This is a genomic window from Shewanella sp. 8A, assembly GCF_023475945.1.
In the GTDB taxonomy this organism is placed as follows: Bacteria; Pseudomonadota; Gammaproteobacteria; order Enterobacterales; family Shewanellaceae; genus Shewanella; species Shewanella xiamenensis.
In genome coordinates this window covers 36,037-53,047 of the sequence record NZ_JAMDJP010000029.1, presented here as the reverse complement: position 1 = coordinate 53,047, position 17,011 = coordinate 36,037, and the positions used below count along the sequence as shown (strand labels likewise).

Here is a 17,011-nt window from a genome sequence, read left to right as displayed (position 1 = left end):
GACCTCAGTTATGAGGAAAAACATAAGTCCTTGTGTCCCCTTCGTCTAGAGGCCTAGGACACCGCCCTTTCACGGCGGTAACAGGGGTTCGAATCCCCTAGGGGATACCACCTTAACTAAGGTTAATCGCTAACGTTAGTTGAAGACAATAAACCATCGAAAGATGGTTTTTTTGTATCTATTATTTTATCGTGCCACAAGCCACAAGCCACAAGCCACAAGCCACAAGCCACAAGCCACAAGCCACAAGCCACAACGTTTATTGGTTCCTCTGTTTCTATTGGGTTTAGACTTGCTTGCTGCATATTGGGATAAAGTCTTGGAACGATGTCTCGCTGTTAGTATGTAAACCAATCACATTAAATATTTAATCAGTTCAGAGCCTCACAGGCATTTCAATCCAAGGCGCATTGACGCAGAAATGGTCATTCCCTTTTAAGTCAATACAACATCGGAGTGGGATGCCTGGGTGGCTCCCAAAGGGCGGCTGATGTTCACTGTATGGCAACGCGCTTTATACTGCGTTTAAGGCTTTCGACAGAGCACCACTATGCCTTCAAGCCTTCGCCTTGTCTAAAGCGCGTTGAATTCCCGCTGAATGAACAGATATTCAATACAATTGGTTTAAGGTGTCAACGCTATTAAGGACGGGGCAGAACAAAATAAAAAGGCGACTTAATGTCGCCTTTAAAATCAGTTCATTAAGTTACAACTCGACACTATTCAACCCCTAAAAATCCGCCAGTTTGGTGAGCCCATAACTGGGCATAGATACCGCCAGCAGCAATCAGCTCTTGATGGGTTCCTTGTTCAACAATCCGACCTTGATCGAGCACGATTAATCTATCCATTGCGGCAATAGTCGATAATCGATGGGCGATTGCAATTACGGTTTTGCCCTGCATCAATTCGTACAAGCTTTCTTGAATCGCAGCTTCAACTTCAGAGTCCAAGGCAGAAGTGGCCTCATCGAGCAGTAAAATAGGGGCATTTTTTAATAGCACCCTAGCAATCGCGATACGTTGTCTTTGTCCGCCAGAGAGTTTCACGCCGCGTTCACCGACTTGTGCATCTAAACCATGATTGCCATTAGGGTCGGTTAGTTCATTAATAAAATCATGGGCCTGAGCTTGTTTAATCGCATGTTCGAGTTGGATTTCGCTCGCCCCTGGATTGCCGTACAGAATATTTTCACGAATCGTGCGGTGCAGTAGGGATGTGTCTTGGGTGACCATACCAATCTGTGAACGTAGCGAATCCTGTTTGACGGACTTAATGTCTTGTCCATCGATACAAATTTGGCCTTTCTCAACATCGTAAAAGCGCATTAACAGATTGACTAAGGTAGACTTACCCGCGCCCGAGCGGCCAACTAGACCGACTTTTTCGCCCGCTTTGATCGTGAGGTTGAGTTTGTCGATTACGCCAGTATTTTCACCATAATGAAAGCTCACCTGATTAAAATCGATCCGACCTTGTTCCACTACTAAGGTGTTTGCATCTGGCGAGTCTTGAATGAGTGTCGTCTTGGAAAGGGTGTTCATCCCATCGGTGACTGTACCAATATTTTCAAATAATGAACTGATTTCCCACATGATCCACTGCGACATCCCATTGAGGCGCAGCGCTAAACTCACTGCAATTGCAATTGCACCCACCGAGATAGCATTGTCACTCCAGAGCGTGATTGATACGGCGGCAATGCTGAACGCGAGTAAGTAGTTAATGATTTGTACGCTGACGCTGATCCCCGTGACAAGGCGCATTTGGCGATAAACGGTATCGAGGAAACTGCGCATACTCGCTTTAGCGTAATCGGCTTCTTTATCCGTATGGGCAAACAGTTTTACCGTGGTGATATTGGTGTAACTGTCGACAATTCGGCCCGTCATTGTCGAGCGGGCATCGGCCTGTTCGGTTGAGACCGTTTTAAGCCGCGGCACAAAGTACCATTGCAGACCAATATAGAGCGCTAGCCAAATCAGCATCGGGACCACTAGGCGCACATCGGCACTGGCCACCATCACCAGCATGGAGGTGAAGTACACTAAAATGTATACCAGTACATCGAGCAACTTCATTACGGTTTCACGCACCGCAAGGGAGGTTTGCATCACCTTAGTGGCAATACGGCCAGCAAAGTCATTCTGATAGAAGGAGACGCTTTGTTTGAGCAGATAGCGGTGCGCAAGCCAGCGGATCGACATGGGATAATTGCCCAGCAAGGTTTGATGCATGATTAGTGCATGAAATAGCACTAACAATGGCATCACCACTAGGACCATTAAACCCATTAATATCAGCGTTGAACCTTCATCCTGATAGAGCGTCTCTGGGCTTTTTTTCACTAACCAATCGACTAATTGTCCCATAAAGCCAAAGAGTGAAACTTCGAGCATGGCGATGAAGGCTGTCAGCACTGACATTAATATCAGCGGTAATTCATAACCCTTAGTGTAGTGACGGCAAAACGCATACACCCCCGTGGGAGGCTTGGTTGGTTCGCCATCCGGTAGGGCTTCCACCCAAGATTCAAATCGTTTAAACATGAATTGACTCTATTTTATTGAGAAAAGTAAATGGGGAAAACGTCGAGGTGTCTAGCATATAGGATCTTGCACTTTAAAAGCACGCGATGATCCAGTTCCGTTTTCCGCGAGTGTGCTAGCATAGGGTGACGTACAGTAACCGACAAGTACAAAATTGTGAATAAGATTGTCGGATAGCCAAATGAAGCTGATAGCAGTGAGTCCAAAACCAACCACTAAACCACTAGTCGTGCCTGTAGTAAACGATTTGCAAGAGTGCTACTTATCCGCGACGATTTGCCGCGAGGCTCGCATCAGCCGTGATCCACGTTTTGACGGTAAGTTCTTTGTGGGCGTGTTAAGTACGGGCATTTACTGCCGAACGGTGTGCCCTGCCGTTGCACCTAAAGAAGAAAACGTACGTTATTTCGACTCGGCCATTAAAGCCGCACAGGCGGGGCTGAGGCCTTGCCTACGTTGCCGCCCAGACAGTGCACCAGGCTCTAATCCGTGGAAAGGTACAGGCACAACCCTAGACAGAGCTATAGGTTTGATTGAAGCTGGCGCCTTATCGGGTGAGCATGGATTAACGGTCGAGGCCTTGGCGGACAAACTGGGGATCAGCAGCCGTTATCTAAATAAGTTATTTACCTCTGGATTTGGCACTTCGCCTAAGCAATTTGCACTCTATCGTCAGTTAATGTTCGCAAAACAGTTGTTGCATCAGACGCAGCTGCCCATCACTCAGGTTGCGCTTGCCGCAGGCTTTAACAGTATTCGCCGTTTCAACGAGGCATTTCAACAGACTCTGCAATTAACGCCCACACAGTTAAGAAAATCCAGTCTGAAGTCGACTGCCAAGTTAGAGGAAGGGGAGAGAACTAATAAGGCTAGTCCGCAGCAGATGCCAGCGCACAGTTTGAGTTTATATCAGTATTACAGACCGCCGCTCGATTGGCCGGCGCAGTTAGCTTTTTATCGCCTGCGCGCCGTGGCGGGAATGGAGTGGTTTTGTGAGGGGGCAAATCATGACTCCAACGACATGATGCCCCAAGATACACTTGAGTATGGTCGCACCCTGCAACTTGAGGATATCCGCGCAGTGGTGCGTATCGCCCATGAGGCACATTTGCATCGCTTTAAAATCACGCTGACATTAACACCCGACTCGCCCTTGGCGGGCCTACAAAAACTCATCACCCAAGTGCGGCGCATTTTAGATCTCGATGCCGATATGCAGCTGATTGAGCACAACCTACAGCGTTTGACCGATCTTAAGTTAATCCCTAAATCAGGTCTTAGGATCCCGGGAGCAGGATCTTTATTTGAGGCGGGTTGCCGAGCCGTTTTAGGTCAGCAGGTGAGCGTAGTGCAGGCCACTAAGTTACTCAATTTATTGGTCGAAGCCTATGGCGAACGTTTTAGCTTAAACGGGCAAGAGTATCGCTTGTTCCCTACACCGCAGTTGATCCGTCATGCCTGCCTCGATGAGCTTAAAATGCCTGGTGCGCGCAAACTGGCGCTCAATGCGCTTGCGGCGTTTATCTGTGAGCACCCAGAAGCCACAGCCGATGAGTGGATTGGGGTAAAAGGCATTGGCCCCTGGACCATTGCCTATGCCAAATTACGTGGGCTTGGCGATCCAAATATCTTCCTGCACACGGATTTAATTGTGAAAAAGCAATTACTGGCGACGATGGGTGAGCAGACAGGGTTAGATAATGAAGCGCAAAAACAACTGGATTATTCAGCGATTGTTGAGCGGATCAGTGCGGATATCGCCCCTTGGGGGAGTTATTTGACCTTCCTGCTGTGGTCCAATGCATAGGGCATTTCAGGCCATGTAGTTATTGATTCAGTACCGAGGCTCTATATGAGAGCCACTATTTGAAACACAGTACTAAAACACTGTACTAAAGCCGTTGACGAGAACCACTATGAGCCCGAATTTATCGCAACTGATTAGCGCCCCAACGGCCAAAGATTATCAGCCCTGCGCTGTCGATATCTTAAGTACTCCTGTGGGCGTACTACAACTTGATGCCAATGCCTACGGATTGAGCCATTTAACTGTTGTGGGGTCGAGTCGAACCGAGCTCCCCCTAAAGGTCGCAAGTGATGACGAACTCGCGCGGGCTAAAAGTCATATTGATCAGGCAAAGGCGCAGCTTCTGGATTATTTTCGCGGTGAGCTAACCCAGTTCCACTTAAGCTTAGCGCCTAAGGGCACCGAATTTCAGCAGCAGGTGTGGCAGGCCTTGGTGCAGGTCGGTTATGGCCAGAGTTGCAGTTATGGCGAGATCGCCCAGCGTATCGACAGGCCAAAAGCTGTCAGGGCGGTCGGTGCGGCTAATGGTGCCAACCCCATCGCGATTATTGTCCCCTGTCACCGTATCATTGGTAAAAATGGCCAATTAACGGGTTATGCCTATGGACTTACGATGAAACAGCAACTGTTAATGCTGGAATCGACAAGCAAGGGCGCGCATTTTACGTTAGAATAGCGGTCATATTTGTTATTGATGAGCCATGTAATTTTTTATGACCCAAGCTTCTTCCGCCGTTGCCAGCTTTGCCGAACTTGGCATTATTGCCCCCTTATGTAATCGACTCTCTGAGCTGGGTTATGTTTTTCCCACTCCGATACAAGCGGCTACCATTCCTGCCGTACTCAGTGGACAGGACGTGTTAGCAGGGGCGAATACCGGTTCTGGAAAAACTGCTGCTTTTGCAGTGCCGTTATTGCAGCGATTGAGTGAAGCGAAAAGTGCTGATAAGTCGACAGGCCAAGTGCGGTGTTTGGTGCTCGTACCTACCCGCGAATTGGCGCAGCAAGTCGCCGACAGCTTTTTATCCTATGCATCCCATTTTAATGGTCAGCTTAAGATTGTCGCGGCCTTTGGTGGTGTGTCTGTCAATCTGCAAATGCAAAGCTTACGCGCTGGCGCCGATGTGTTGGTCGCAACTCCTGGGCGTTTACTGGATTTATTAGCCAGCAATGCGCTTAAGTTAAATCGCGTCTCGGCCTTAGTGCTGGATGAAGCGGACCGCATGTTAAGCCTTGGGTTTACTGATGAATTAAATCAAGTGCTTGAGGCGCTCCCTGCCAAAAAACAAACCTTACTGTTTTCGGCGACATTCCCCGAAGAAGTGCGCGCGCTAACGACCCAATTACTCCATCAACCGCTTGAGTTTCATCTGCAAAGTGAGCAAGAAAGCACCATTGTTCAGCGTGTGATAACCGTTAACCGCGCGCAAAAAACAGCGTTATTGGCCCATTTGATTAAACAGCATCAATGGTCACAGGCGTTAATTTTTGTCAGTGCTAAAAATACCTGTAACCACCTCGCGCAAAAGTTGTCAAAACGGGGAATTAGCGCCGAAGTCTTCCATGGCGATAAAGCTCAAGGTGCGCGGACTCGCGTCCTTGATGGGTTTAAAAATGGTGACATTAGTGTGCTAATTGCGACTGATATCGCAGCCCGTGGTATTGATATTGATAAACTCCCCGTCGTGATTAACTTTGATTTACCAAGAAGTCCAGCCGATTATATGCACCGTATTGGTCGTAGCGGTCGTGCGGGCGAGGCGGGCCTCGCGGTGACTTTAATTTCCCATGAGGAATATCACCACTTTGGTGTGATTGAAAAGAAAAACAAAATCAAACTGGTGCGTGAACAAATCCCCGGATTTGAAGCCAATGCTGAAATACCGCTGGATGTGTTAGCGCAGGAAAAACCTCAGGCCAAGCCCGAAGGCTCTGGCAAGAAAAAGCGTAAACAGTTACCCGTGGCGAATGTTGAGTTTTGGGGTAAAAAGTCTTAATTCCTCAGGTGTGAGTTATGCTTAGCATATCTTCAGGTTGTTTCGAATTGGTTTGGTAGAGGCAGTATGCAGCATTTATTTTGGTTAGTTGAAGGTAAAATCGCGGGCCGCAGTGGCCCTAATAAGGACCCTTGGGATTTAGCAGAGCTTAAAGCATCGGGGATCCGCGCCGTGTTATCCGTTAATGGCGGAGAAGGCTGCTAGCCCGGTAGTTTTCAGCACCATGGTTTGCGTTATGAATGTATCCCGTTTTCCAGAAACGTGCCGCCACAGGAAGGGGATATCGCCATTTGTGTCGCCCAATTACCTAGAGCGCTAGCCTTTATTCAACAATGTGAAGCCGATGATTTACCCGTGTTAATCCATTGCCGTTCGGGAAAAGATCGTACCGGGCTCATTATGGCTTATTACCTCATGGTTAATGGTGCTGCGCCGTTGCATGCCGTTAGCCAAGTGCGCAGCATTCGCGACATTGCTTTTAGCGCTGAGGGGTGGGATCAGTTTGCCTTCGATGTGCTCTATGCTTTGCAGGATTAGTCCTTGAGAAGGGAAGATTGTTCCAAAGATAAAGTAATTGGCTGATTTGATCACATTTGACCTTAGTCATCACTTTTAAGGCATGTTAAGGTTAATATACTGGCAGTTTAATTTGAGTGAGCGCTTAGTTTTATCATGAAAAGTAAGGCAAATCAGTCACAAGGGCTACTCCTTTTTCGGTTATCTCAACATCAGGTATTTGCCTTAGGCACGCTCAAAATTCGTGAATTAGTGCCTTACACGCCGCTGAGTAAGATCCCTAAATCTCATCCGACAATCATGGGTGCCGCGACCATTCGTGGTCATACCATCCCTGTGGTGGATATGGCGGCTGCCATTGGTTATCGGCCAATCAGTGATGAAGAACGTAAACATTGCTATATCATCATTACTGATTGCCAGCGCATGATTATCGGCTTTTTAGTGCGCGCCATTGATAAGATTATTGAGTGCAATTGGCGTGACATTGAAGCGCCATCGGCAAATTTAGGGAGAAATGCCTTTTTAACTGGGGTGACGCGCTACGATAATCAGTTAGTGCAGTTACTTGACGTGGAGCTGTTACTGTCGAAGGTGTTCCCCGATGCACCCGAGGCCAATCGAGCAATCCTAACGGATGTGCAGCGGGAGAAGTTAAAACCCATGCGGATTCTGTTGGTCGATGATTCTAAGGTGGCCCGTAAGCAACTTTCCGATGCGCTCGATAGTATTAATATTCCCTATTTCGTGACCCCTGATGGAAGAGAAGCGCTCTCTATTATGGAGCAGGCGGCTGCCGAGCGTCACCCGATTGATATTTTAGTTAGTGACATCGAAATGCCGGGGCTCGATGGCTATGAGCTGGCATTTGAAGTCCGAGATAATCCACTGTTGGCTAATGCTTATATTATTCTCCATACCTCGTTGTCGAGCGAAATCAGCGTCAGCCAAGCCCATCAAGTTGGGGCAAATGAGGCGCTGACTAAGTTTGATGCCCATGAGCTTGTGGAAGCTATGCTACGGGGGGCTGATTTAGCGGCTAAGCGGTGAAATTAGAGCGTGTTGGATTTTTGTAAGGGTTTTGCAGGGACTGGGTAATTTAATTCGCTTATTTCCCTGCAAAGCTAGACAAGTTCCATCACATCCTATAAAACCTTATTGGCCTCAATTTTGAAGGTGTGGGATGGGGAAACTCAGCCGAAATATAATAACGATAGGTTAAGTAATGAAACAAGAATCATCTTTTTTAGCCAAGTTGGCTAATAGCAGTTTGGTGCTGCAAATTCTCGTCGGGATTATCGCTGGTGTCGCTTTAGCCAGTTTTTCACATGAATGGGCCAAGCAAGTCGCTTTTTTAGGTAGTTTATTTGTTGGTGCATTAAAAGCGATAGCGCCTATTCTAGTCTTTATTCTCGTGGCATCCTCCATTGCGAATCAAAAGAAAAATACTCAAACGAATATGCGCCCAATCGTGGTGTTGTACTTATTGGGTACCTTTGCTGCGGCATTAACCGCAGTGATTTTAAGTATGATGTTCCCGACTAATCTGGTGTTAGTTGCGGGTGTTGAAGGCACCAGTCCGCCACAGGGAATTGGCGAGGTGATTAACACCCTGTTGTTTAAACTGGTTGATAATCCCGTGAATGCCCTGATGACGGGGAACTATATTGGTATTTTGGCTTGGGGCGTGGGTCTTGGCTTAGCCTTACATCATTCGAGTGATTCAACCAAACAAGTGTTTGCGGATGTGAGCCATGGTATTTCGCAAATGGTGCATTTTATCATTCGGTTAGCGCCTATTGGTATTTTCGGTCTAGTTGCTGCCACATTTGCTGAAACCGGTTTTGCGGCAATTGCGGGCTACGCTCAGTTATTAGCTGTATTGCTCGGTGCAATGGCTATTATCGCCTTAATTATTAACCCGCTGATTGTTTACGTTAAAATCAAACGTAATCCCTATCCACTTGTGATCCGCTGTCTGCGTGAGAGTGGTGTGACGGCATTTTTCACCCGCTCAAGTGCGGCCAATATTCCAGTGAATATGGCATTGTGTGAAAAGTTAAATCTGCACGAAGATACTTATTCAGTCTCTATTCCGTTAGGGGCAACCATCAATATGGGCGGCGCTGCGATTACGATTACCGTACTGACTTTAGCTGCGGCACATACTTTGGGGATTCAAGTTGATCTGCTGACTGCCTTGCTGCTTAGCGTGGTAGCTGCGATTTCTGCCTGTGGTGCATCTGGTGTGGCGGGTGGTTCGTTATTGCTTATTCCGCTTGCTTGTAGCTTGTTTGGCATTTCTAACGATGTGGCGATGCAAGTGGTTGCTGTTGGTTTTATTATCGGCGTGATCCAAGATGCAGCCGAAACGGCACTGAATAGCTCTACGGACGTGATTTTTACCGCTGCTGCTTGTGAAGCCGCTGAAAACAAAGCTAAACTTGGATAAAGTGTGCTGTTGTTAGTGTAGAAGAAAGTATCATAGGAGCAGTCACTTCGGTGGCTGCTTTTTTTATGGGAGTAGTTATGATTCTTTTCGATTTTAAAGAGTTAAATGCCGCAAAGTCTTGGTATGGCGTTAATGATACTGTGATGGGCGGTTTGTCACGCAGTAAGCTCACCATCTCTCCGTTAGGCTATGGGATGTTTAGCGGCCATGTGTCACTCGCCAATGGTGGCGGGTTTGCCTCGGTGCGCTGTGAGTTTGAACCCAAAAATGTGAGTGAATTCACTGGGATTTATCTCGAACTCGACCGTGATAGAAGTAAGCACTACAAAGTGAATCTCAAAGATGCCGACACGCCGCAGAGTACGGTTTATCAAGCACCGATGCCCGATGCTAAGCATCAGTCTTTTGGCGTTAATGGTGGCAGTATTATTCACTGGCAACGTATTGAAATCCCCTTTACGGCGTTTCATCCCCAGTGCCGTGGCAAGCCGATTGAGCGTGCTGAGATTGATTTGAGCCGTCTCACAAGTATTGGGCTAGTGATTGGTGCGCAGCAAAGTGGTGATTTTGCATTAAAAATTAAATCAATAGGCTGTTATTGAGTCATAAGGGGATAAGCTAATGCTTGTCCCCTTAATCTACTGCGAAATGTTCAACTCAGCGCGATTTAGGCTCCCACTATCCCTAGGGGCTTAGCATGTTCCCATGCGCCGCGGGTAAAGTCGGGGAAGTTTACTGAGTTACTGCGGTTATTGAGTGATTGCTCACTTAAAATATTGACCACAGACCAAGCCGCACCATCATAGACATCCTGATCGAGTGCCTCGCCGTTACGTAGGCAATAGATCATTCGCCAAAGCATCACAAAATCCATGCCGCCGTGACCGCCGTTGATTTCGGCTTCTTTACCAATACGTTGCCACAGTGGGTGATCGTATTTGTCATACCACTTTTGCATGTCCATATCCCACTCGTGGTAACTCTGACCAAAACCCCCATTTTCGATTGCGATACGATTAGGGAAGCCAGCAAACACACCGTTAGTGCCTTGAATTAGATTATGGCGACTGTAGGGTCTTGGGGTGGTGGTATCGTGTTGAACCATAATGGTTCTGCCTTTCACGGTTTTAATCAGGCTAGTGCTCATATCGCCATTAATGTATTTGAGCTGATTACGTTCATGATCGGCGGGAAATTCTCGCTTAGCATATAAAGCACGACCTAAAGCAGGCGAACTCATGGAGGTCAGGTAATCGAATCTGTCACCACGGTTGATATTCATATACTGGGAAATAGGCCCTAAACCGTGAGTGGGATATAAATTACCATTGCGTTTAGTATGCCAATAAGTGCGCCATGAGCCGGTTTTATGGTCAATTTCTTTCATTTGCCAGCGCAGTTCATGGATATAAGCGGCTTCGCCGTGGAGTAATTCGCCAAATAAGCCTTGGCGCACCATGTTAAGCACCATCAGTTCTTCACGGCCGTAATTGACGTTTTCCATCATCATGCAGTTTTTCTGGGTACGCTCGGCGGTATCGATGATTTGCCAGCACTCTTCGACTGTGAGGGCGAGTGGTACTTCAACAAAGGCGTGTTTACCACTTTCCATAGTGTCGATAGCCATTGGAGCATGCCATTCCCACGGAGTGGAAATAATCACAATATCAATGTCATCACGGTTTAATAGCTCGCGATAGCTCAGATCATTGCCGGTATAGATCGCAGGTTTTGGCCGTTTTTGTTTAACGATATGCTCAACCGCTCTATCAATAACCGCTTGGTGTGTATCGCAAATGGCTTTTAGCTCCACGCCGTCTAAGTGACAAAACTGTTCGACATGGCTAAATCCACGCTCTCCCACACCGATAAAACCAACTCTAACCACCTCCATTTTAGGGGCAATGAGTCCAATAACTGATTTCCCACGACTGGGTTTCGGGGCAACGTTACTGGCGGTAGCGTCGAGGGCAATATTGGCCGTAACAAGGCCGGCAGTGACGGCGCCTGCGGCTTTCAGAAAATGGCGGCGATGAATATTGTGCATAGGCTTCCTGCTTTATTGTTGTTTATTTGTAGGGCGATTTTAATCCATCTTGTTATATCAGAATCTCACTGTAAGTGGACATTAAAAGATGTAACAAGCTCAGTCATACGTAATTAAATAAACCGTATTACAACAGGTTATTTATCTTTACTTTAGCGATAGGTAAATAGTGATAAAGATCGCGTTTTTATTTTCTAATTAAGCTACACTGCCCATTAATTAATCAAGCTAAATTATCTTTTAGTTTTTAAATGTTTAGCAAATTAAATTTAACCAAAAAATTACATTTTTTGATGAGTTTGACGTAATTTGCGACTCGGGGGAGTAAAGCGGTAAATGGGTTCTATGCTTAATGTACTACCACAACTGACGTTCACTTTAGGTGATTGGGTATTGCATAAGGATATCAGGATGTCTGGGATTGAAAAACGCCGTCGCCTACATTGGCGGGAGACAGATATGCAAAATCGTGAAATTATTGGTCGTTGGTTAGATGAGCGTCCACTGCTAGGTGACAAAATTACCCTCTATAAAGAAGCAGATAAATATTATTTAGAAACTTGGTTCAGTGATGGCTGCCATAGCTTAGATGAAGTCAATTTAACTGATACGCCACAGGGCAAAAAAGTAGAAGATGTGGGCGGTAATTTCTTCGGTGAGTATTTTATGGTAACGCCTAATATGCAACTGCAATTTTGCAACGAACAGGGTAGTTATTTTCAAGTAGATAAATTAGTTGTGGATATTGATTTTAATCAGCGCGTTGCTTAAAACGGTTGTGATTTTTTAATGGCAACTGAGTTGGGCGAATAATATTCCCTCTCAAGCTTATCCCTGTGTAGCGGGATGGTCAGGTTTGGTTAAAACAGAGGTCGCTTAACGCGACCTCTTGTATTTTTGCCGATTATTCATTGAAAGAATGCTGACTGTAAAAATGCATCCTTTTACCCGAATACGGATGGGTAAAGCTCAAGCTTTGGGCATGGAGACACAGTCTCGGTCTGGCCTTGATCACCTCAGCATTACCATAAAATTCATCCCCTAAAATGGGATGCCCAAGGGCGAGCATATGTACCCTAAGCTGGTGGGTTCGGCCCGTTTCTGGGGTTAATTCCACTAAGGTGCTGTTTTCGCGTCTTTCGAGCACTCGGTAATGGGTAAGAGCACTTTTCGCGTCAGCCGTCCCCGCCACTTGCGTCTTTTGATAGGGTGGGTGCTCGGGATCGGGGGCGATAGCGAAATCAATCATACCTGCATCCAGCTCGACCAGTCCCATGACCTCGGCAATATACACTTTCTCACTTTGTCGATCTTGAAACTGGGTTTTTAAGTGGGATTCGGCTTTTTTATTGCGCGCAAAAACCATAATTCCTGAGGTGGCGCAGTCGAGTCTGTGCACCAGAATCGTTTCAGGATAAAGACGTTGCAGCCGAGTGAGGGCACAATCGAAGGTATGTGCGGCTCTGCCGGGGTTGGACAATAAGCCCGAAGGTTTATTAATAACGATCACATCTCTATCTTGATAGCGAAGATCTAACCAAGGGACTGAAGGGGGCTGGTAATCAAATATCTGCATCTTATCCTCATCTTTTGCGCGGCCATACTAGCAAAATATCAGTTACTAAGCAGTATATTCTCAACAATGTCATGGGGCATTAAAACTGCGCTAACCATAATCTAAACTTCATCCCCCAGGTAGACGTTACTCCTGAGGTAACGTAACGAATATTTCCTTGCGTATCGATAACATAAATGGCCGGAAATGCCATCGCGCCCCAGAGAGCACTTTGCGTTCCACTATCATCATTAAGTACCGGAAAGTGATATTGATGTTCATCCATAAAGGTTTGAATCTCGCTATCACTACCTGAAGCAACGGCGACTGAAATCACCCGATGATTTTGGCTGATGGTCTCAACCATCGGCGATGTTACGCGGCATACTGGGCACCAGGTTCCCCAGAAATAGACTAATGTTGGCTCAGTTTGGGCTGTATTAAGTGCAAACTTGCCGCCATCAATGGTAATACCGCTTAATACTGGCGCTTGGCCTGTGACCATATCCCGTTGTAAATAGAGGCTTACCCCATAGAGTAGTAGCGCCATAATGGCGACGTCCCTAAGTTGCTTTAGCCAAAATCTAGGGCTTTGCAGTTTTTGTTTCCATCCCTTTGGATGAGGTGATTGCTCCCTTGAGCTTGCTCTTATCACTGAGATGGTCTCCTCGGGATTATTCGGGTAAATAGTCACTCGGAGTTTTACGGCTCCAAATACGGGTATAGGCCATCAACTGGGGGTAGAAGGTGCGAAAGGCGGTTTCTGTCTCAATCTGCATTTGGGCTAAAATTTTATCCGCGCCGTTAAATAAGGCACTGTGGGGATGACCTTTGGCCCTTTGGGTTAATGCCTGTTGAATGCCCTTAGGTGTGGCGTAGCCGTTTAACCAATCTTGACGGCGCATATCGGCGATAATGTCTAGGCATGGCTGAGGGTGATACACATCGCTTTGCGCGGCAAATTCTGCCAATTCGCTATAGGCTTTTTGGCTAAAATCAGGCAGTGACAGATGATGATATTCTTCCCAATAGAAGGCTAAATAATAATCGAAACTGATGAACATCAAATCTGCTGCTATACTTGTTAACTTTTTAGGAAACAATGCGATGAGTTCTTGAGTCAACTCATGGGTCGCGCAGAGCTGATTGATTTCATGGTTTAACCACAGTCCTTGGCGTAGTGCTTGTGGGGCATGGTCTATCGACGCGGTAATAAAATTGCCTGCTAGATTGGCACCAAGGTGGGTTTTACTGATATCAGCCAGATGTAAGTGTGTAAGAATGTTCATTTTTTGTGCTTGGTTAATCGCGTTGGTTCACGTTATCATGGGCAGGCGCGCTGAGGAAAGTGCAAATAGGCAAAAATCGTGTGCTTTTGTAAGGTAGTGCTAGATTCAGCATTTCTAACAGGAGTGTAAATGCTGATGCTAAAGACAGAAAATGCGCTAATCAACTAACCTGTTAAGGATCATGGACGATGTGGAACTGGTTCATCAAAATGCTTGGTAAAGACGAGCGTCCCAAACGTAAAAAAATGCTGGTTGATATTCCCTATGAGCAACATAGTTTCAGCATCGATCATTTTGCCCGCACTCGGGCTAAATATGATGTAGATGACGCATTGAGCTCAAATACGCTCAATGAGCAGGATGCAGTGACCGATATGGATATCGTGAACAAGTAATCTTGATCTTATTGGCCTCTAACCATAGACTAGCCGCCGTTCTAAGCTATCTAGAGGCCTTTGCATGCGCGTAACAGACTTTTCTTTCGATCTTCCCGACGAACTTATCGCTCGTTATCCCATGGCGCAACGTACGGCGTCACGTCTGTTAACCTTAGATGGCAATACTGGCACGCTCGCCGATAAACAGTTTACCGATCTGCTGGAGATGATTAATCCCGGCGATTTAATGGTATTTAACAATACCCGGGTGATCCCTGCACGTTTATTTGGCCAAAAGGCCAGTGGTGGCAAACTCGAGATTTTAGTTGAGCGTATGCTCGATGATAAACGTATCCTCGCCCATGTGCGCAGCTCTAAATCCCCGAAAGTAGATAGCATTATTCATCTCGACGGCGGTTATGAGATGAAGATGGCTGCTCGCCATGACGCCTTATTTGAACTCGAACTCTTATCCGATCTCACAATTTTAGAAGTGCTCGAAGCAGTAGGGCATATGCCATTGCCACCTTATATTGACCGTCCCGATGAGGATGCCGATAAAGAGCGCTATCAAACCGTGTATAACCAGAACCCCGGTGCGGTTGCCGCGCCTACGGCGGGTCTACACTTTGATGATGTCATGCTTGAGGCATTAAAAGCCAAGGGCGTAAATATCGCCTTTGTGACTCTGCATGTCGGTGCCGGCACCTTCCAACCTGTGCGCGTCGATAATGTGCTCGAGCACAAAATGCATTCCGAGTGGGCCAATGTGCCGCAGGATGTGGTGGATTTAATTGCCCAAACGAAAGCGGCAGGCAAGCGTGTGGTTGCTGTGGGCACGACGTCTGTACGTTCACTGGAGAGTGCGGCCCGTGCAAGTGAAGGTGAGTTAACCGCTTTTAGCGGCGATACCGATATCTTTATCTACCCTGGGTATCAGTTCCAAATCGTCGATGCCATGATCACTAACTTTCACCTGCCGGAATCGACGCTCATCATGTTGGTTAGTGCCTTTGCCGGTTTTGATCATGTTATGGCGGCGTATCAACACGCAATCACGCAAAAATATCGCTTCTTTAGCTATGGCGATGCCATGTTTGTGACGAAAAAAGCTCACTAGACCAAGATTTTGTTTTAAAATAGCCGCCCACATTGAGTTTGGGCGGGTATTTTTTTCAGCCAAAGGTTGAACCTTTTTGAACTGTCCCTATCTCTATTGTTAATCAAAATGGCGCTTGCCATTAAAAATGTAGTCAGACTGTTTATCTGGCGAGGTGAATGATGAAATTTGAACTTGACACTACCGACGGCCGTGCGCGCCGTGGTCGCTTGATTTTTGAACGTGGTACAGTGGAAACCCCAGCATTTATGCCTGTAGGGACTTACGGTACGGTAAAAGGGATGACGCCAGAAGAAGTGCGTGCTACTGGCGCCGATATTCTGCTCGGTAACACTTTCCACCTGTGGTTACGCCCTGGCGAAGAAATCATGCGTAAGCATGGTGACCTTCACGATTTTATGAATTGGCAGCGTCCTATTCTGACCGATTCGGGCGGTTTCCAAGTGTTCAGTTTGGGTGACATTCGTAAGATTACTGAAGAAGGTGTGCATTTCCGCTCGCCAATTAACGGCGAGAAAATCTTCTTAGATCCTGAAAAGTCAATGCAAATTCAACATGCATTGGGCAGTGATGTGGTAATGATTTTTGACGAATGTACTCCGTATCCAGCAACCGAAGATGAAGCGCGCAAGTCAATGCAGATGTCACTGCGTTGGGCTAAGCGTTCACGCGACGAGTTTGACCGCCTGGAAAACCCCAATTCATTATTTGGGATTATCCAAGGCAGTGTTTATGAAGATTTACGCGACGAGAGCTTAAAAGGCTTAGTCGAAATTGGTTTCGACGGTTATGCCGTCGGTGGTTTGGCCGTAGGTGAGCCTAAGGAAGACATGCACCGCATTCTTGAGCATGTCTGTCCACAAATTCCTGCTGACAAGCCGCGCTATCTGATGGGGGTCGGTAAGCCAGAGGATTTAGTTGAAGGTGTGCGTCGTGGTATCGACATGTTTGACTGTGTGATGCCAACCCGTAACGCCCGCAACGGCCATCTGTTTACCAGTGAAGGTGTCATCAAGATCCGCAACGCGCGTCATCGTGATGACACTTCACCGCTCGATCCTAAGTGTGATTGTTATACCTGTAAAAACTATTCACGGGCATACCTTTACCATTTAGATCGTTGTAATGAGATTCTGGGTGCGCGTTTAAACACCATTCACAACTTGAGATACTATCAAATGTTAATGGAAGGTTTGCGCGGTGCGATTGAGACGGGTACATTAGACGCCTTTGTGAAGGACTTCTATACCAGTCAAGGTCGCGAAGTACCAGAGTTAGTCGATTGATTTTTTGCTAATAAGA

The 17,011-nt window shown here is 46.7% G+C and carries 15 protein-coding genes, 1 tRNA gene and 1 pseudogene; 12 read left to right on the top strand and 5 right to left on the bottom strand.

Annotation, left to right across the window (positions count from 1 at the left end):
- The first annotated feature begins 34 nt into the window (after window positions 1-34).
- Window positions 35-110 (top strand) — tRNA-Glu (locus tag M0413_RS18160).
- A gap of 609 nt (window positions 111-719) precedes the next feature.
- On the opposite strand, the gene M0413_RS18155 is transcribed toward M0413_RS18160, so the two are convergent.
- The gene (locus M0413_RS18155) at window positions 720-2,549 is read right to left on the bottom strand and encodes an ABC transporter ATP-binding protein (protein WP_249555153.1); all 1,830 of its coding nucleotides are present in this window, start codon (window positions 2,547-2,549) and stop codon (window positions 720-722) included.
- A 181-nt stretch (window positions 2,550-2,730) separates the two neighbouring features.
- On the opposite strand from M0413_RS18155, the gene M0413_RS18150 reads away from it, so the two are divergent.
- The 7 genes and pseudogenes from M0413_RS18150 to M0413_RS18120 all read left to right on the top strand — a co-directional run bounded on the left by M0413_RS18150 (window position 2,731) and on the right by M0413_RS18120 (window position 9,923).
- Window positions 2,731-4,356, top strand: a complete 1,626-nt coding sequence (locus M0413_RS18150; protein WP_249555151.1) for a DNA-3-methyladenine glycosylase 2 family protein — start codon at window positions 2,731-2,733, stop codon at window positions 4,354-4,356.
- Window positions 4,357-4,465: 109 nt separating this feature from the next.
- Window positions 4,466-5,032, top strand: coding sequence for a methylated-DNA--[protein]-cysteine S-methyltransferase (locus tag M0413_RS18145; RefSeq protein ID WP_249555149.1), 567 nt, complete (start codon window positions 4,466-4,468; stop codon window positions 5,030-5,032).
- Between the two features lie 37 nt (window positions 5,033-5,069).
- Window positions 5,070-6,353, top strand: a complete 1,284-nt coding sequence (locus tag M0413_RS18140) for a DEAD/DEAH box helicase (protein ID WP_249555147.1) — start codon at window positions 5,070-5,072, stop codon at window positions 6,351-6,353.
- 66 nt (window positions 6,354-6,419) lie between these two features.
- Window positions 6,420-6,890: pseudogene (locus M0413_RS18135) on the top strand (phosphatase domain-containing protein).
- Window positions 6,891-7,025: 135 nt separating this feature from the next.
- Window positions 7,026-7,919: a chemotaxis protein CheV gene (locus M0413_RS18130; RefSeq protein ID WP_037420277.1), complete on the top strand. Its 894-nt coding sequence runs from the start codon at window positions 7,026-7,028 to the stop codon at window positions 7,917-7,919.
- A 175-nt stretch (window positions 7,920-8,094) separates the two neighbouring features.
- The gene (gene sstT, locus M0413_RS18125) at window positions 8,095-9,321 is read left to right on the top strand and encodes a serine/threonine transporter SstT (protein WP_037420273.1); all 1,227 of its coding nucleotides are present in this window, start codon (window positions 8,095-8,097) and stop codon (window positions 9,319-9,321) included.
- Window positions 9,322-9,398: 77 nt separating this feature from the next.
- A complete protein-coding gene (locus tag M0413_RS18120) occupies window positions 9,399-9,923 on the top strand; it encodes a CIA30 family protein (RefSeq protein ID WP_037428213.1) in 525 nt (174 codons plus the stop codon).
- A gap of 65 nt (window positions 9,924-9,988) precedes the next feature.
- Here the strand turns inward: M0413_RS18120 and M0413_RS18115 are convergent, their stop codons facing one another.
- Window positions 9,989-11,368 carry a Gfo/Idh/MocA family oxidoreductase gene (locus M0413_RS18115; protein WP_047537287.1) on the bottom strand — a complete coding sequence of 460 codons (1,380 nt, stop codon included), beginning with the start codon at window positions 11,366-11,368 and terminating at the stop codon, window positions 9,989-9,991.
- 336 nt (window positions 11,369-11,704) lie between these two features.
- Here M0413_RS18115 and M0413_RS18110 point away from each other — a divergent pair, with 336 nt between their 5' ends.
- Window positions 11,705-12,139 carry a hypothetical protein gene (locus tag M0413_RS18110; protein WP_140906740.1) on the top strand — a complete coding sequence of 145 codons (435 nt, stop codon included), beginning with the start codon at window positions 11,705-11,707 and terminating at the stop codon, window positions 12,137-12,139.
- A 133-nt stretch (window positions 12,140-12,272) separates the two neighbouring features.
- Here the strand turns inward: M0413_RS18110 and M0413_RS18105 are convergent, their stop codons facing one another.
- From M0413_RS18105 to M0413_RS18095, 3 genes are all read right to left on the bottom strand, one after another.
- Complete coding sequence (locus tag M0413_RS18105) at window positions 12,273-12,944, bottom strand: RluA family pseudouridine synthase (RefSeq protein WP_249555145.1); 672 nt, start codon at window positions 12,942-12,944, stop codon at window positions 12,273-12,275.
- A 79-nt stretch (window positions 12,945-13,023) separates the two neighbouring features.
- Window positions 13,024-13,578 carry a protein disulfide oxidoreductase gene (locus M0413_RS18100; protein WP_413739508.1) on the bottom strand — a complete coding sequence of 185 codons (555 nt, stop codon included), beginning with the start codon at window positions 13,576-13,578 and terminating at the stop codon, window positions 13,024-13,026.
- A 19-nt stretch (window positions 13,579-13,597) separates the two neighbouring features.
- Complete coding sequence (locus M0413_RS18095) at window positions 13,598-14,212, bottom strand: acyl carrier protein phosphodiesterase (RefSeq protein WP_249555144.1); 615 nt, start codon at window positions 14,210-14,212, stop codon at window positions 13,598-13,600.
- Window positions 14,213-14,400: 188 nt separating this feature from the next.
- On the opposite strand from M0413_RS18095, the gene M0413_RS18090 reads away from it, so the two are divergent.
- From M0413_RS18090 to tgt, 3 genes are all read left to right on the top strand, one after another.
- Window positions 14,401-14,607 (top strand): hypothetical protein, encoded by a 207-nt coding sequence (locus M0413_RS18090; RefSeq protein ID WP_037420254.1) that lies wholly within the window; start codon window positions 14,401-14,403, stop codon window positions 14,605-14,607.
- A 64-nt stretch (window positions 14,608-14,671) separates the two neighbouring features.
- Window positions 14,672-15,709: a tRNA preQ1(34) S-adenosylmethionine ribosyltransferase-isomerase QueA gene (gene queA, locus M0413_RS18085; RefSeq protein ID WP_037420251.1), complete on the top strand. Its 1,038-nt coding sequence runs from the start codon at window positions 14,672-14,674 to the stop codon at window positions 15,707-15,709.
- Window positions 15,710-15,870: 161 nt separating this feature from the next.
- Entirely contained in the window at window positions 15,871-16,995 is a 1,125-nt protein-coding gene (gene tgt / locus M0413_RS18080; RefSeq protein WP_011622165.1) for a tRNA guanosine(34) transglycosylase Tgt, read from the top strand.
- Window positions 16,996-17,011: the final 16 nt, after the last annotated feature.

Excerpts from the sequence above, each read along its gene's own strand:
- M0413_RS18105 (WP_249555145.1), bottom strand. The coding sequence starts at position 12,944 with ATGCAGATATTTGATTACCAGCCCCCTTCAGTCCCTTGGTTAGATCTT.
- M0413_RS18155 (WP_249555153.1), bottom strand. The coding sequence starts at position 2,549 with ATGTTTAAACGATTTGAATCTTGGGTGGAAGCCCTACCGGATGGCGAA.
- M0413_RS18140 (WP_249555147.1), top strand. The coding sequence starts at position 5,070 with ATGACCCAAGCTTCTTCCGCCGTTGCCAGCTTTGCCGAACTTGGCATT.
- M0413_RS18095 (WP_249555144.1), bottom strand. The coding sequence starts at position 14,212 with ATGAACATTCTTACACACTTACATCTGGCTGATATCAGTAAAACCCAC.
- M0413_RS18090 (WP_037420254.1), top strand. The coding sequence starts at position 14,401 with ATGTGGAACTGGTTCATCAAAATGCTTGGTAAAGACGAGCGTCCCAAA.
- M0413_RS18120 (WP_037428213.1), top strand. The coding sequence starts at position 9,399 with ATGATTCTTTTCGATTTTAAAGAGTTAAATGCCGCAAAGTCTTGGTAT.
- M0413_RS18145 (WP_249555149.1), top strand. The coding sequence starts at position 4,466 with ATGAGCCCGAATTTATCGCAACTGATTAGCGCCCCAACGGCCAAAGAT.
- tgt (WP_011622165.1), top strand. The coding sequence starts at position 15,871 with ATGAAATTTGAACTTGACACTACCGACGGCCGTGCGCGCCGTGGTCGC.
- M0413_RS18150 (WP_249555151.1), top strand. The coding sequence starts at position 2,731 with ATGAAGCTGATAGCAGTGAGTCCAAAACCAACCACTAAACCACTAGTC.
- queA (WP_037420251.1), top strand. The coding sequence starts at position 14,672 with ATGCGCGTAACAGACTTTTCTTTCGATCTTCCCGACGAACTTATCGCT.
- M0413_RS18130 (WP_037420277.1), top strand. The coding sequence starts at position 7,026 with ATGAAAAGTAAGGCAAATCAGTCACAAGGGCTACTCCTTTTTCGGTTA.
- M0413_RS18115 (WP_047537287.1), bottom strand. The coding sequence starts at position 11,368 with ATGCACAATATTCATCGCCGCCATTTTCTGAAAGCCGCAGGCGCCGTC.
- M0413_RS18110 (WP_140906740.1), top strand. The coding sequence starts at position 11,705 with ATGGGTTCTATGCTTAATGTACTACCACAACTGACGTTCACTTTAGGT.
- sstT (WP_037420273.1), top strand. The coding sequence starts at position 8,095 with ATGAAACAAGAATCATCTTTTTTAGCCAAGTTGGCTAATAGCAGTTTG.